This window comes from Vibrio sp. 1CM2L (genome assembly GCF_023161695.1).
Classification (GTDB): Bacteria; Pseudomonadota; Gammaproteobacteria; order Enterobacterales; family Vibrionaceae; genus Vibrio; species Vibrio coralliirubri.
On record NZ_JALNTT010000001.1, the window covers coordinates 1181064 to 1195807 of the forward strand.

A 14744-nucleotide genomic window follows, 5' to 3' on the forward strand; every position below is an offset into this window, starting at 1 on the left:
TCGGTAAGGGAATGACTATAGGTGCCGAAGATTAATGCACAGCGCATATCAAGCAAGGTGACACTGATATCTAACTTCAATACACTGTATGGGTAACCAAAGTTCAGCATAAGGTAAAGGCATGGCCAATTGGGAAGGGGTAAGTGAGTTTGTTGCAGTGGCAGAGCGAGAAAGCTTTACTGGTGCGGCGCAGAAGCTCGCTACGTCAGTGGCTCAAATTAGTCGTAGAGTAGCAAACCTCGAAGAACGACTCGCAGTGAAATTGCTCAATCGAACGACTCGAAAGGTGTCTCTAACAGAGGCTGGGCAACTCTATTACCAACAATGTAAGTTGTTGGTTGAAGGTTTAGAAATTGCTGAGCTTGCGGTCACGCAGATGCAATCCACACCCAAAGGCTTACTGAAAGTCACCGCGCCTGTGACTTATGGCGAGCGCCAACTCGCCCCAATACTTCATCAATTCTTAAAGCTTCACCCACAAGTAGAGCTTGAGCTGATGCTGACCAATCAAAAGCTCGATCTGATCGATTCTGGTGTTGATGTGGCGATTCGTCTCGGCCGATTAGAAGACTCAAGCCTTGTGGCGAAGAAGCTGTCTCAACGCCAACTTTATGTATGTGCAAGCCCTGAATACATTGAACGTTATGGCGAGCCGCATACATTGTCTGAATTAAATAATCACCAATGTTTAGTCGGTGGATTTGAACACTGGCGCTTTAAAGAAAATGGTCGCCCTCGTTCAGTTCGGGTTAATGGACGCATTAAGTGCAACAGTGGTTTAGCCTTGTTAGACGCCGCTAAACAGAGCATTGGCTTGGTTCAACTGCCAGAATATTACGTGAGTGAAGACCTTGATTCTGGTGAGTTGATTGAGGTGCTGTCCGATTATCGAGATGACAAGGAAGGAATATGGGCGCTTTATCCTCAGAACCGTAACTTATCTTCTAAAGTTCGCCTGCTGGTGGACTTCCTGTCTGAGCAATTGGATTAGTTCTATGACCCAAAGCCACAACAATTCAACGGGTCAAGCCGAGCTGATCCTTAGCGTGTTCGACACCCTTGAGCAGCACTATGGCTATTTTGATTGGTGGCAAAAGGAAGACCCTTACGAGATAGTTCTAGGCGCTATTCTGGTTCAGAACACCAACTGGAAGAATGCAGAGAAAGCACTCATCAACTTAGGCGATAAGCTCGACCCAAGGTCAATCGCTGAGATGGATCTTGATGATCTTGCCCAAAAGATTCGTTCGAGTGGTTACTACAATCAAAAAGCCATTAAGTTGAAGGCCGTGACTGAGTGGTTTTCGAAGTACCAATACGATATGTCTGTGGTGCGAGAACAGGACAAAGATCAGCTCCGAAAAGAGCTATTGGAAGTCAAAGGGATCGGTGGCGAAACGGCTGACGCGATTCTGGTGTACGCGATAGGTAAACCGTCTTTTGTGATTGATGCGTACGCAAGAAGGATATTCACTCGTAATAGACTCGATGTACCTAAATCGTATGAAAAATTTCGAGCCTTGATGGAAAGCGTAATCCCTCTGGATACCAAAAGGTACGGCTACTATCATGGTTTGTTAGTCGAACATGGTCAGCAGTTTTGTAACCCTAAACCCAAGTGTCAAGATTGCCCGCTTAACGCCACCTGTCTAGAAGCTCAAACTAAAACTTAACTAGCTTAAGGTTCAATTTCTCCGATGGAATATAAAACCAACTCTTCTGGGTTGCTGCCTTCACCAAGTGTTCGAATGTCTTCGCCTTCTTGTTTGAGCTGAAGAATACACTTCATCGCTTTGTTCTGCTCTACACCAATAATAGTTTTCATCTCCGACGCCGATACGCCAAAGCGAGTGGCAATCAATAAATCGCGAACCTTCTTCTTATCTGAATTAAACATGCAGCGTTCCTCTACTCGAATCGATGATTTAGACCAACTCAATAAGTTTAACCAACTTCTGAAAATAGGTACTCAAAGCTTATGATAAATAGCGAGTGAAAGGGATAGGGGCGGGGACTTTTCTGTTGGTCTTAAAATTGAATAACTCAAAAAGTTCGGGCTTCAGAATAGAGATTCTGAAGCCCGACGTGTTTTAGGATTAATTAGCGTTTGATTACGGCTTACTAGACCGAAAATGTATTAGACGGTGAAGCGATCTACCAAGTGATACAGCTCATTTGCACGACTGTTGAGGTTTTGGCTACCTGTACGGTTTTGATTCGCGAGTTCTGCCGATTGTGAGCTTTGGTCAGAAATTACCACGATGCGTTGAGATATCTCTTGGCCGACTATATTCTGCTGTTCAGTCGCTGTAGCAATAAGCGAGTTCATGTCCATGATGGTATCAATCGACGCTTGGATCTTCGCCAGTGCTTCGGCTGCGGCATTCGCTTCTTCCACGGTTTGCGCACTTCGGGTTTGACTTGAATCCATCGCTTTCACAGCAGCATCTGAGGCGGCTTTAAGTTGCTCAATCATCTTATGAATGTCGCCAGTGCTCTCTTGAGTACGGCTTGCCAGTTTACGAACCTCATCGGCGACCACAGCAAACCCGCGCCCTTGTTCGCCCGCACGCGCAGCTTCAATCGCGGCATTCAACGCGAGTAGGTTAGTTTGCTCGGCAATGTCTTGAATGACCGCCAACGAAGAAGATATATTCTGCACATCGCCTTCTAAACGAGACACTACGGTGTTCGCTTCTGACACTTCACTCGCTAGGCCTGCCACCGAATCTGCAGCGGCGTTTACTATCTGTTGCGCTTCTTTGGCATTGCCCTCTGCAAGTTTAGCGGAATCCGCCGCTTGGCTAGCGTTGCTCGAGATCTCTTGCGCCGTTGTGGTCATCTCGGTCATCGCTGTTGCAACTTGTTCTGTCTCTTCACGTTGCCCTGTAGCAATTTCGTCGACCTGCGCAGCGCGAGAAGACATGCTAGATGTCTCGGCTACTACTTGTTGCCCGACATCACTTACGCTGCTAATGATGGTTTGCAGGCTTGCTACAAAGGCATTGAAGTTCTCGCTGAGCTTCGTGAACTCAGGCGCTTTGAAGGTTTCCATTCGAGCGGTCAAATCGGCTTCGCCACTCGCGAATGCGCTGATTGAACGATCAAACTGCTCGAGTGGTTGCATGATGGTGCGGTTGACAGCAACGGCAAACACAGCAACTACTAGGGCAATCAAACCACAGAAAATCGCGATAGCCGTCAAAGAGCTTTGTAACGCAGCATTCGAGCTCTCTTTCATCTCTGCGATGACCGCATCGATGTCGTCAGTATAGAAACCTGTGCCTAGCATCAAGTCCCACTGGGGAACGAATATCGAGTAGCTCAGTTTCGGTAGGGCTTCGGACTGACCAAGTTTTGGAAAGTAGTAGGTAGTGAACTCACCAAGCTTTGAGTTCTTGATCAGGTCACGAATAAGGTAGTTGCCTTTTTTGTCTTGCAGGTCGTAGTAGTTCTTACCAATACCATCGTTATTTTGCCCGACAACGACTCGCACACCTTTCGAGTCATAACCAAAAATATAGCCAGACTCGCCATATTCTAATGTTCTTAATGTCGGTAAGGCTTCTTCTAATGTTGCACCTTTATCCAAAAATGGGCTGATCGAAGAGTAGGCCATTTGTAGATACGCTTTGAGTTCCTTTTCTTTCATCGCCATCATATTGCTACGCGTCGATTCAACTTGCTGTGCGGTTAGCTCGGTGCTCTTCATATACGTCACGCTCATCATGCCAATTGCCATAAGTAGCAACGGAATGAAAGAGAGAATATAAAGGCGGTTTTTGATGGTTAGGGTCATGTCACGCTTCCTGTGTGATTATCTCATGCAATTTTCAACACATTATTAATGTGGTTTTAAAATGTAAATGGACTTGTTGTTGAATTGTTATCCAGAAATGTTTTTGTTTTATAAACATGATGGCGGTTAGATTTTTGATGTTAGAAGCCTTGCAACTAGGGGCTTAATGACGAAAAGAGTGGTTTGTTACGATGCTTTTGAATTTGCCGCTGCTTTGGTAGAATGCGACGCTTTGTAGCACCCTGCTATGTCTATTCGTTAAGTGAGAAAGATTCATGAACAAAAGCCATGTGACTATTGGTTTAACTAACCCAAAGAGCCCGACAAACGTTGGTGCTGTTATGCGCGCGGCTGGTTGTTACCAAGTCGACGAAGTTAAATACACAGGGCAACGCTACGAAAAAGCCGCTAAATTTCACACCGATACCAAGAGTGCTGCGCGTACTATCCCACTAACGGGTGTCGAGTCATTTTTGGATAACCTTGATTCAGAAACGAAAATTGTTTGTGTAGAACTCGCTGAAGGTGCAACACCACTCCCGCGTTTTAAACACCCAGAAAATGCCATCTATATCTTTGGCCCTGAAGACGGTTCTATTTCTCAAGATGTTGCTGACAGAGCAGATCACGTCGTGTACGTACCAACAGTTGGCTGCATGAACTTGGCTGCGACAGTTAACGTGCTGCTTTATGATCGCCTTGCTAAGTCAGATGAAATGGACGAAAGCAACGAGCTTATTAAGAAAAGCCGCGATAACCGTAATCACCTGCAAGTGAAGCAGGAGTAGATATCGTTCTAATCGTATCTGGTCTCTTAATATCCAATGCAGATTAAAGAAAACCCCTTATTCGTAGGAATAAGGGGTTTTTACTTGGTTGATCTCGGATCTTAGGTTTGGCTATTCAGCACATTTGGAAGCCATAATTTTTAATGGTTGTCCTGCCTCATCGAATTGTAAGCTCCATACATACTGCCCTGGGTTACGAATGGTAATAGCAGTATCTTGCCCGTAACCACCTTTAGTTAATGAGTTTAGTTGCCCTAGTTTTAGGTTGAGCCCATCCGCTGTAAACTGTGGTGACCAAGCTTTAGACGCGTATTGCATGCGATAGCTACCAGGCTTTTCAGTGGTAACGACTTGGTAAGTGTTTTCACCTTTATACTCAAACTCTCGTTTAGCTACGTGTTTCCAACCTGAATCAGCAAAGTTGCCAACCACATAAAGTGGGCTTGAAATTGGCCCTTCAGCGTTAATCGTTGGGTTGTTACATTTAGCCATGAAGCCTTGTCCAACTTCATTCCCTGTCGCCATTGTGGCCGCTATAGGACCTTTTTCACTTGGCTGTGTTATCGACAAGAAACGAGCTTCAAAAGGGTTTAGAACTATAGAGTAATGACCATCAATTGCTGATATCGATTGCTCAGATTCAATATCCGTCAGATCAGCTTTGGAGCCTGCTTTTTCTTTGGTTAGTTTTATGGTCTGCTCTTTGTTGGTAACGTTCACTGCGTAGATAACAGCATCGCCGTCATAGGCTTTGTGATCGACATATGCGATATCGTTGGCGATTAGGTTCGTACGTTTACCCTGTGATAGAGCAGGGTGCGTTTCCCTCAGTTTCATTAAATTTGTAACGTACTGCTTTAAGTCTTTTTCGTTGGTATTGAGTTGAGCTGTGACACCTTCTACTTTACCGCTAGTACGTGCTACGTGGTCATCGCACAAGCCATTAATAGCACAGTCATCAGTCCATACTTTATCTGAGAAACCTTCTAGCTGATCGCCTATTTCGTCCCCATAGTAGGTGGTTATTGGGCCTGTATAAGCCGCTTGGAATGAAAATGCCGCTTTATAACGCAGCCAATACTCTTTGTCTTGTGGAGAAGCGATATCTCCGCGCTGTAATAAGTCACCAAAGCGAACAAGGTCATGGTTACCAATCATTAAATTGGGTTTTGCATGGTCTGGGTATAACGAATGTAAAGACATGCCTTCTGCAAGCCATTCTCCACCTTTGTTCCCCACGCCTGCTTCGTTTACAGCAAAGGTTTCTGTGAGTCGGTAGCGCATTGGGAAATCAAACGCAGAACATAAAGCCGGTTCTTCATTTGAGCCATAACCCGTTTCTATTATGCGGTTCTCACCAGCCCAAATTTCCGCAACCATATAGCCCAGAGGGTTCACGGTTTTACCTTCGCTGTTTACATATTCGACTTGAGAAGAAGCAGTATCTACCGTTTCTCTGATTTGACTCCAAGCTTCTTTTGGCACTTGGTAAGCCTGATCTAAGCGCCAACCATCGATTTTGAGTTCTTTGATCCAATACTCTGCAACTTCTTGGTAGAAGGCTAGGCTCTCGGGGTATGAGACTGGATTATCCTCTCCTTGGGGCAGTTTACCTGTTGGTGACGGCACTACATTTTTTTTGTGGTGACCAAATACGCCATCAAAGAAGACGTAAAGCCCGCGAGCATGCGCTTCTTCAACTAAGGTTTTAGCTTCTTCCATCGTGCCGAATCTCGGATCGATATTGAAATAATCAGTGGAAAAATAACCGGTGGCATCCAGTCTATCAGCCCAATGGTCCTGGTTTTTGATAGGCTCTGAATTAAAGATTGGGGTTAGCCAAATACCATTCATTCCAAGAGACTCTATGTAATCAAGTGAGTCGATAATGCCTTGAATATCTCCTTTGTGGTGGCTAGTTCCGTACCCTGTCCCATGACCAATTGAGTCATCGCCATTAACAAAGCTCTCAACCATCACTTGATAGATCCTCAAGTCATTCACGTCGGCATTAGTATTCGTTTGGCATTGGTATGCCGTTAATTCTTGAACAGATTCAGGTGCAGATTGACAACCTGCAAGTAGGATGGCGGCAACGGCCAACGCGGTATTGGATAGAGAAAGTTTCACGTTAAGGTCCTTATTATTATGATTTAACTTATTATTCACCATCCTGATAATCTATAAATCCTCCGTTAAATAGTGGCAATAGGAGTAGGCGATAGGCTGAGAGACAGGAGTCACAATATGTGGTTAATTTCTTATACATATTATGATGAAGTGCTGATTTTTGAGGCGGAACGAGGTTTGTACAGCAAGATGTTTTTACGGGGTATGTAAACAACTTTGTTTGGAATAAGTCATTCTCTGCTTCTAGTGTTATCTATCCCGTACGCAATCGGATATTATCTTGAGTTCATTACTAGATAATTGAAGGGTTAGATAACACCATGGAAGACAAGCAATTACTTGCCGCGCTACAGCAACACCCTGTCCTCGATCTCTATCAGTTATTCCAAGAAATTGGTCAAAACCGCTCTCTGTATGCATTACTAGAAAGGTTATCTTTCCTTAAAGAACATCATCAACTGAGTACTCGTCTTAGCCCTTTTAAACCTCATATCGAAGGGTTGTTGGCTCAATTCGATAGCACTACACCAGATAGCGAGATCCTCAAGGCAGTCGCTCTTCAGTCTGAGATTCAGCAGCGAGGTCACAGCATGAGTCGTTACATCATGACATCAGATAATCATCGCCATTTTTCTCCAAATGCAGACTTAGTGATGTTTGGTGATTCGATCACCGAGTGGGCACCTTGGGCAGATATTTTCCGCAATATCTCGATGGTCAATCGCGGCTTGGCGGGCGATACCACAACAGGCATGTTACGCCGTATTGATACCACGTTGAATGTGAAGCCCAAGCTGGTTTGCTTTATGGCAGGGATAAACGATTTAGCTCAGGGTTATGATGTCGAGCATATCTACCAAAACTACATTGAGATGCTTAAGGTGTGGCAAGAAAATGATATTCGCATCTTGGTGCAATCAACGCTTTATGTGGGATCTAAACTGCAAGGTTTGAATCCGTCGGTTGAACTACTCAATACCAAAATAAGCGAGTACTGTGCACAGCAAGGCATTGCGTTCTTAGATGTGAATTCTGTATTGTCACCTAATCAGCTTTTGTCGAATGAATACTCATGTGATGACCTGCATTTGAATGCTAAAGCTTACCAAGTTTGGGCAGAGGTACTTCAACCTACGGTAGCTGAGCTACTAAAATAAACTCACGCAAAAAGCCAAGCCCTAGATTTGTTTCGTGAACCATAAGGACATCAATGTGAACCTAAGACAGTTGGAAGTCTTCTACGCCATTATGCAGACCGGAACTGTATCTGGAGCCGCGCGCAGTTTGCATGTGTCCCAGCCTAACGTGACCCGTATTTTGGCACATACCGAGCAACAACTCGGGTTTGGTTTATTCGAACGAGTTAAAGGTCGATTGGTACCAACGGTTGAAGCGAAAACCTTGCTACCGGAAGCAGAGAAGGTCTACCAACAACTAGGCCAATTTCGTTCTTTGACTAACAAAGTGAAGCAAGGCCATCAGCATTTGCGTATTGGCGCACCGCCGATTCTAGCCACCAAATTGCTGACTCCGGTGATCGCCCAAATGTCTCGTGAACAAGAGCTCTCTTTTGAATTGCTGACTGCCAATCGCGACGAACTGTGTGCAGGGTTGCTAAAACATGAGCTCGATATCGCTATCGCTTTTGGAGACGAAGCACCGCCAGCGATCTTAAGTGAAACGCTATTAACTGAATCACTTAAGGTTTTGGTTCCTTCCAATACGGTTGATCATTTACCTACAGAATTAACGCTAGATGATTTGATCCGTTATCCGTTGCCAATCATTGGGCTTGATAGCCGCGATCCACTAGGCCTCCTGTTACATCAAAGCCTTATTGCGCGAGATGAGCATTACTACCATCCGATATCTGTACGTGGGTATAGCGCGGCGGCGGAACTGGTCAAGCACCAAGCGGGGTTTGCGATTGTTGATCCGTGGACGGCAGAGCAATATCAAAATGACGACTCGGTTTGTGTGTTGCCGCTTCAACCAGACATCCAATTTTCGGTATCGATGCTTTGCGCAGAGCACACCCCTCAGTCGATTTCCGTTAAGCAATTTATCGCTTCATTGAAGAACCATACTCACCCTATAACCTAAGGTTATAGGCTCGCCATAAATAGGCATTCGGCAGCTTCGAAGTTCTTAATTAAAGTAAACTCATACAAGGACTTATTAATTAGGAATACTCATGTCGATCGCTCAACCTTACCTTCTTTTTCTTGGGGATGTTACCGACCCACTTGCCGCAAAAACAGCTTGTGGTATTCACCAATGGCGACCAGAAATTTGCCTAGGTCAGCTTCGTTTAACAGACGATACCGTTTCACTTGGCTTAACGGACATGACCTTGCAAGAGGCGCAAGCGCTAGGGGCGAAAACCCTAGTGATTGGCACAGCAAACCCAGGTGGCGTTATCCCTGATTCTTGGCAGTCAACCATAATGGAAGCTGCAGAAATGGGATTTCAGATTGCATCTGGCATGCACCAGCGCTTGAGTGAATTTTCACCGCTTGCTGACATGCAGCAACAAGGATTGACTAAGCTTCATGATGTACGCCATTTTGACGGTGTTCTTAATGTTGGTAACGGTAAGCCTCGTCAGGGTAAGCGCCTCCTTACTGTCGGAACAGATTGCTCAGTAGGCAAAATGTTCTCGGCATTAGCGATTGAAAAATCGCTTAAACAAGCGGGAACATCTGCTCAGTTTAAAGCGACAGGGCAGACCGGTATTTTGATTGAAGGTAGCGGTATTTCGATTGATGCTGTGGTTGCGGATTTTATTTCCGGCGCAGTTGAAGCGATTAGCCCTGATTTTACCGACCACGATTGGGACATCATTGAAGGGCAAGGCTCTTTGTTCAACCCTTCGTTTGCAGGCGTGAGTTTGGGTCTTTTACATGGCGCACAAGCGGATGCTTTGGTGCTGTGTCATGAAGTTGGGCGACCTCATATTCGTAACCTTCCTCATGCTCAATTGCCAAGCATAGAACAGACGATTGAAGCCAACTTGCAAGCGGTGCGACTGACCAATCCAGACGCGAAGCTGGTGGGTATCTGCTTGAACACGTCGGCGATTAGCATTGAAGATGCTGAGACATTGTGCCAAGAATGGACCACACTCTATCAAGTGCCGGTGACGGACCCAGTGCGCTTTGGTGTACAACACATTACTGATCATTTGAGACATTCACTTTAATGACTTCATCATTTCTACGTTTCTATTTGTTAAAGCGAACATCAACCGAGTGAAATTATGAAGATTACAGCAGAACCCATTACTATCGCGATGCAAACGCCTTTTCGCATCTCTCGTGGCAGTCGAACTGAGTGTCACGTTGTTCGTGTTTACATTGAACATGATGGCAAACGAGCTCAGGGCGAATGCACGCCTTACCCACGATACGGTGAGTCATCGGAGTCTGTGTTAGCGCAAATCCAACAAGCGTCTAGCGCACTTGAAGCTATGTTTGAACGAGGCGTTACCGATCCGGCAGAGCTAAGAGATCATCTTCAGTCTTTATTGACCGGAGGGGCAGCGCGAAATGCGGTTGATTGTGCGCTTTGGGAGCTTGAAGCCAAACAACATGACCTGGTCTTCCCAAATAGCCTGTTTGAGTTACCGAATCAAATCGTGACAGCAATGACAGTCTCCATTGGCACTCCAGAAGCCATGGCGACACAGGCTCGAGATTATGTCGCGAATGGGGCAAAACTCTTAAAAGTGAAGCTTGATGGCGAGCAAGTGGTAGAGCGTGTTCGCGCGGTACGAGAAGCTGCGGTAGATGTTCAAATTATTTTGGATGCAAATGAAGCGTGGACAGGATTGAATCTCGAAGAGTTGTTTAATCAACTGGCAGAATTTGATATTGCGATGATCGAGCAGCCGTTACCCCAACAGCACGATGCCTCACTGGCGCACATCAAGCACTCGATACCACTTTGTGCTGATGAAAGCTGTCATACCACTTCACAGCTCTCATCGCTGTTGGGTAAGTATGAAATGGTCAATATCAAACTCGATAAAACGGGCGGTTTGACTGAAGCATTGATACTTGCAGAAGAAGCCCAAAGACTCGGGTTTACTCTGATGTCGGGTTGTATGCTTGGTACATCGTTGGCGATGCGTGCAGCTCTGCCTATTGCGGTTCAATCTGAAGTCGTCGACCTCGATGGCCCAGTATTACTTGGTCAAGATGTAACACCAGCACTGACTTATCGAGATGGGATGATTGTTCTTTAAGTTCTTTAAGTTCTTTAAGTTCGTTGAGTCTCGGTTAGTCGATGGACATGACATGAATGAAATCGTATGAGTGAAAACTTGTGCGATTTTTTCGATCTCTAGACCTTAACTTATTAAATCATCGTAGGTTTTGACTGCTTGATGGAGAGTGCTATTCATATAATTTACGTGCGTATTGATAAAGTAATCACGTTTCTGTCGGTGCGGTCACTTTCTATTATCGCAAAACAGACAGCTCAAGCTTTATAAAATAATTGTTATGATATCTTATGTGAAATGTTAATGATTGCTCTTCATTTAATAGTTTCACTAAAGCTATTCGATGCAAGCCCAAGTAAGGCTCACGCCCTAACTGATTGAATCATTGACAGTTACTGTTGATTATTTGATGAAAAGAAGGTGGGGCGAGTGAGTAGTTATGTCTCCGAGGTTGTAGAAAATAAGGATAGTTTCGAGCGCCCGTTCTCGATCAAAATTCCACGTCGTAAGTGGTTTGGTTGGAAAGGTATTGAGCTGCGCTTGGTACTTGCGTTAGCCATGCTATCGATGACCACTATCTTCCTCTCAGTTATCTCCAGCTTTACCTTCGATGATTTAAACCAACGTCTTGTTGAGCTAAAGGATAGTGAAATCCCGGCCTTAGATAATGCCGCTCGCCTTAATGATATGGTGCGAGTGATTATCACAACATCTTCTCAGCTCGGTGACGCTGAATCCAATTTAGAGCGCAAACAGGCGATGCTCAAAATTGAAGAGGCTATATCAGTAATGAATAGCGTTATGGTTCAATTTCCTGATTATCACGCCTACTTTAAAGATCTTATCGCCCAAGTTAATAATAGTCTGAGCCTGTTGTATCAAAGTGAGATTGAGTCAGAACAACTCAATCAAGAACTTCGTAATTTGCTTGAAGGCTTTTATCCTCTATTGCAGCAAGCCAGTGACTCACTTGATAGCCTACCTGAGTCTGCCAAAGATCAAATCCAGTACACACAGCTCAAGTCTCTGCTTTATTACCAATTAGGCTTGGTCGAAAAGCTGTATAACGATTCCAGTTTTAATGAACTGGATTACACCAGTTACCGACTCGAGCAGGTAGGAGAAGAGTGGTGGAAGCTCTGGGTCAGTGGTGATTTAAGAAGTGACTTTCCTCAATTAGATCATCAACTCACGGTGATTTATAACCTCGCCTCAAGCGATAGCAGCTTGTATGGGATGAAAAACAAAGCGCTCGATCATCTTTATCAAGAGCAATACTTCCTAGAAAACAGCCGTGAGCATCTCAATCAGTTAACCGTACAGATCGAACGCAACACCAACCAAGTGAACAGTGATATTGACCTATCGATTCAGCAGGCGCAGCAATCTTTGCAATCTAATCAGCGCCTCTCTCTTTTTCTCTCTTTATTTAGTGTATTGGCTGCCGCTGCTATTTCATGGTTCTACGTGCGTAAGAGTATTTTGGAAAGGCTTTTACAGCTTAAAGACAATATGTTCGCGATTTCTACCGGCCATTTAGATACCGAAGTATCCATTCGTGGCAAAGACGAAGTGACGCAAATGGCTAAGTACCTGAAGGTGTTCCAAACCACGGCCAAAATCGTTAAGCAAACCAATCGCAAACTGGAGGCTGAGGTTGAAGAGCGCACCTTAGCCGAAGCTAAATTGCGAGTGACTCAAGATGAGCTAATCCAAGCCGGAAAACTGGCTGCGTTGGGACAACTCAGTGTCGGGATCACGCACGAGATCAATCAACCTCTGACGGCTGTGAATAGTCACGTTCGAAGCGCTCAGCTTTGGCTAGGTAAAAATAGACCAGATAGAGCCGAAGATAATCTTAAAAAGATCGAAGTCCTACTAGATAAGGTGGCGGCAATCACCCGTCACTTGAAAGCCTTTTCACGTAAGAGCGATGGCAAGATTGATAACGTAGAACTGGAGAAGGTGATTGGTGATGCAATTGACCTGTTTGAAACCAGACAAAGCTCAGTATCGATTCAGTATTCGCCCCAAAGCTACCAGATGGTTCGAGCCAACAGCATACGCTTGGAACAAGTGCTGGTGAACCTTATCAGTAATGCTCTGGATGCCGTTGAACATAGGGAGCAGCCCCAGCTCAGCATTTCAACGCAAGAGCACCTGAACACCATTCAGATTTCGGTCAAGGACAATGGACTAGGTATACCCGAAGAAGATATCCCGTATTTGTTTGACCCATTTTATACCCGAAAAACAACAGGCAAAGGACTAGGGCTCGGTTTGTCTATCGCATACAACATAATAAAAGACTTTGGCGGCTCGATTCACGTGGAATCGGTTGAACACCAAGGCACCACCTTTATCGTCACTCTACCAAAAGGCACAGGCTCATGATTTCAGAAAAACACATAGTTCTTATCGACGATGAAATAGATGTCGTCGAAGCCGTGAGCGAAATGTTAGAGCTAGAAGGGTTTAGTGTCAGCACCTTCACTGATCCCAACCTTGGCCTAAAGTCGCTTAAAGCGAACAGTCTGTCGGTTGTGTTGTGTGATGTGCGTATGCCGAAAGTGGACGGTTTGACGTTGTTGAGCTCAATCCAACACCGTGCCCCGAATGTACCCGTTTTATTGATGAGTGGCCATGGCGATATCCCAATGGCGATCGAAGCGATGAAGCTTGGTGCTTTCGACTTTCTGGAAAAACCGCTTAATTCGAGTGAGCTGGTGGAGAAGCTTGATTTGGCGATTACCCAATGTCAGCACAATTGCCCTTCAACCTCGGATGGCGATGAGCAAGAGGAGCTACCTATAGAGTCTGTGGTTATTGGCCAATCAAAAGCGATGGATACGATACGTAAGCAAGTACTCGCTTTAGCACATACTGGCGTCGATACCATTATCAATGGAGAAACGGGAACGGGTAAAGAGGTGATAGCTCGCGCTCTGCATCAATTTAGTCGTCGTAAGACTAAACCATTTGTCGCAATTAACTGTGGCGGCATGACAGAAAGCATTATTGAGAGTGAGTTGTTTGGCCATGAAGCGGGTTCGTTTACTAGCGCGAACAAGAAGCGTATTGGAAAAATAGAACAAGCCAATGGCGGGACTCTGTTTCTCGATGAAATTGAGAGCATGCCGATTGCGGTACAAATCAAATTGTTGCGCGTGATTCAAGAGCGAATGATTGAGCGTGTTGGTGGTAACGAGTTGATACCTGTCGACATCGTCGTGGTAGCCGCTAGTAAAGCTGATCTCGCGAGCTTGAGTGAGTCTGGAGAATTCAGAGCCGATCTCTTCTATCGCCTTAACATTGCGAGCTTAAACCTTCCTGCATTGCGTCAAAGAAAAGAAGACATTCAGGTGCTGTTTCGCCATTTTGTGATTCAAGCGAGTCATAAATACAAGACACGTCCTTCGACGATTTACCCGGAACAAATTCAGCAGCTATGCCGACATGAATGGCCGGGCAATGTGCGTGAACTGCGTAATGTCGCTGATCGATTTGTGTTGGGTATCGTCGGTGATGGCTTTGATCTTCAATCGCCAATTTGTGAAGCATCCGGAGAAGATTTCGCTTTTGAAAAGCAGATGGAGCAGTACGAACGAAATGTTCTGACGGAAGCGCTAATAGAAAGCGCGGGTAATATTAATGAGGTATCAAGTAAGCTGAATTTACCGCGTAAAACTCTTTATCGAAAAATGAAGAAACACCAATTGGATAAAGAGAGTTTCAAGGTCTAGCTGGTTCATTAATTCGCATAGTAAAAACACAAGACAACAATGACCCATTTATCATTTAG

General features: G+C 45.0%; 12 protein-coding genes. 9 read left to right on the forward strand and 3 right to left on the reverse strand.

Annotation, left to right across the window (positions count from 1 at the left end):
- Positions 1 to 121 precede the first annotated feature (121 nt).
- Both MSG34_RS05085 and MSG34_RS05090 read left to right on the forward strand, forming a co-directional pair.
- Complete coding sequence (locus MSG34_RS05085; RefSeq protein ID WP_050647257.1) at positions 122 to 991, forward strand: LysR family transcriptional regulator; 870 nt, start codon at positions 122 to 124, stop codon at positions 989 to 991.
- A gap of 4 nt (positions 992 to 995) precedes the next feature.
- Entirely contained in the window at positions 996 to 1673 is a 678-nt protein-coding gene (locus MSG34_RS05090; RefSeq protein ID WP_050647256.1) for an endonuclease, read from the forward strand.
- Positions 1674 to 1678: 5 nt separating this feature from the next.
- On the opposite strand, the gene MSG34_RS05095 is transcribed toward MSG34_RS05090, so the two are convergent.
- Together MSG34_RS05095 and MSG34_RS05100 are read right to left on the reverse strand one after the other, a co-directional pair.
- The gene (locus MSG34_RS05095; protein ID WP_050620063.1) at positions 1679 to 1897 is read right to left on the reverse strand and encodes a hypothetical protein; all 219 of its coding nucleotides are present in this window, start codon (positions 1895 to 1897) and stop codon (positions 1679 to 1681) included.
- Positions 1898 to 2137: 240 nt separating this feature from the next.
- Positions 2138 to 3799, reverse strand: coding sequence for a methyl-accepting chemotaxis protein (locus MSG34_RS05100; RefSeq protein ID WP_248336465.1), 1662 nt, complete (start codon positions 3797 to 3799; stop codon positions 2138 to 2140).
- 275 nt (positions 3800 to 4074) lie between these two features.
- Between MSG34_RS05100 and MSG34_RS05105 the strand changes: the two genes are divergently transcribed.
- Positions 4075 to 4587 carry an RNA methyltransferase gene (locus MSG34_RS05105; protein WP_048613816.1) on the forward strand — a complete coding sequence of 171 codons (513 nt, stop codon included), beginning with the start codon at positions 4075 to 4077 and terminating at the stop codon, positions 4585 to 4587.
- A gap of 111 nt (positions 4588 to 4698) precedes the next feature.
- Here the strand turns inward: MSG34_RS05105 and MSG34_RS05110 are convergent, their stop codons facing one another.
- Complete coding sequence (locus tag MSG34_RS05110) at positions 4699 to 6759, reverse strand: alpha-amylase family glycosyl hydrolase (RefSeq protein ID WP_248336466.1); 2061 nt, start codon at positions 6757 to 6759, stop codon at positions 4699 to 4701.
- Between the two features lie 278 nt (positions 6760 to 7037).
- Here MSG34_RS05110 and MSG34_RS05115 point away from each other — a divergent pair, with 278 nt between their 5' ends.
- The 6 genes from MSG34_RS05115 to MSG34_RS05140 all read left to right on the forward strand — a co-directional run bounded on the left by MSG34_RS05115 (position 7038) and on the right by MSG34_RS05140 (position 14685).
- Positions 7038 to 7874 carry an SGNH/GDSL hydrolase family protein gene (locus tag MSG34_RS05115; RefSeq protein WP_248336467.1) on the forward strand — a complete coding sequence of 279 codons (837 nt, stop codon included), beginning with the start codon at positions 7038 to 7040 and terminating at the stop codon, positions 7872 to 7874.
- 55 nt (positions 7875 to 7929) lie between these two features.
- Positions 7930 to 8820: a LysR family transcriptional regulator gene (locus tag MSG34_RS05120; protein ID WP_248336468.1), complete on the forward strand. Its 891-nt coding sequence runs from the start codon at positions 7930 to 7932 to the stop codon at positions 8818 to 8820.
- Between the two features lie 91 nt (positions 8821 to 8911).
- Positions 8912 to 9919, forward strand: coding sequence for an N-acetyltransferase DgcN (dgcN, locus tag MSG34_RS05125; RefSeq protein WP_248336469.1), 1008 nt, complete (start codon positions 8912 to 8914; stop codon positions 9917 to 9919).
- A gap of 57 nt (positions 9920 to 9976) precedes the next feature.
- Positions 9977 to 10963 (forward strand): N-acetyl-D-Glu racemase DgcA, encoded by a 987-nt coding sequence (dgcA, locus tag MSG34_RS05130; protein ID WP_248336470.1) that lies wholly within the window; start codon positions 9977 to 9979, stop codon positions 10961 to 10963.
- A 399-nt stretch (positions 10964 to 11362) separates the two neighbouring features.
- On the forward strand, positions 11363 to 13336 hold the full coding sequence (locus MSG34_RS05135; RefSeq protein ID WP_248336471.1) for an ATP-binding protein: 1974 nt from the start codon (positions 11363 to 11365) through the stop codon (positions 13334 to 13336).
- Positions 13333 to 14685: a sigma-54 dependent transcriptional regulator gene (locus MSG34_RS05140; protein ID WP_122082392.1), complete on the forward strand. Its 1353-nt coding sequence runs from the start codon at positions 13333 to 13335 to the stop codon at positions 14683 to 14685. The genes MSG34_RS05135 and MSG34_RS05140 overlap by 4 nt, the downstream gene beginning before the upstream one ends.
- Positions 14686 to 14744 lie beyond the last annotated feature (59 nt).

What these genes read in the sequence shown, in the direction of transcription:
- MSG34_RS05085 (WP_050647257.1), top strand. Translation starts at nt 122, where the DNA reads ATGGCCAATTGGGAAGGGGTAAGTGAGTTTGTTGCAGTGGCAGAGCGA.
- MSG34_RS05090 (WP_050647256.1), top strand. Translation starts at nt 996, where the DNA reads ATGACCCAAAGCCACAACAATTCAACGGGTCAAGCCGAGCTGATCCTT.
- MSG34_RS05095 (WP_050620063.1), bottom strand. Translation starts at nt 1,897, where the DNA reads ATGTTTAATTCAGATAAGAAGAAGGTTCGCGATTTATTGATTGCCACT.
- MSG34_RS05100 (WP_248336465.1), bottom strand. Translation starts at nt 3,799, where the DNA reads ATGACCCTAACCATCAAAAACCGCCTTTATATTCTCTCTTTCATTCCG.
- MSG34_RS05105 (WP_048613816.1), top strand. Translation starts at nt 4,075, where the DNA reads ATGAACAAAAGCCATGTGACTATTGGTTTAACTAACCCAAAGAGCCCG.
- MSG34_RS05110 (WP_248336466.1), bottom strand. Translation starts at nt 6,759, where the DNA reads ATGGTGAATAATAAGTTAAATCATAATAATAAGGACCTTAACGTGAAA.
- MSG34_RS05115 (WP_248336467.1), top strand. Translation starts at nt 7,038, where the DNA reads ATGGAAGACAAGCAATTACTTGCCGCGCTACAGCAACACCCTGTCCTC.
- dgcN (WP_248336469.1), top strand. Translation starts at nt 8,912, where the DNA reads ATGTCGATCGCTCAACCTTACCTTCTTTTTCTTGGGGATGTTACCGAC.
- dgcA (WP_248336470.1), top strand. Translation starts at nt 9,977, where the DNA reads ATGAAGATTACAGCAGAACCCATTACTATCGCGATGCAAACGCCTTTT.
- MSG34_RS05140 (WP_122082392.1), top strand. Translation starts at nt 13,333, where the DNA reads ATGATTTCAGAAAAACACATAGTTCTTATCGACGATGAAATAGATGTC.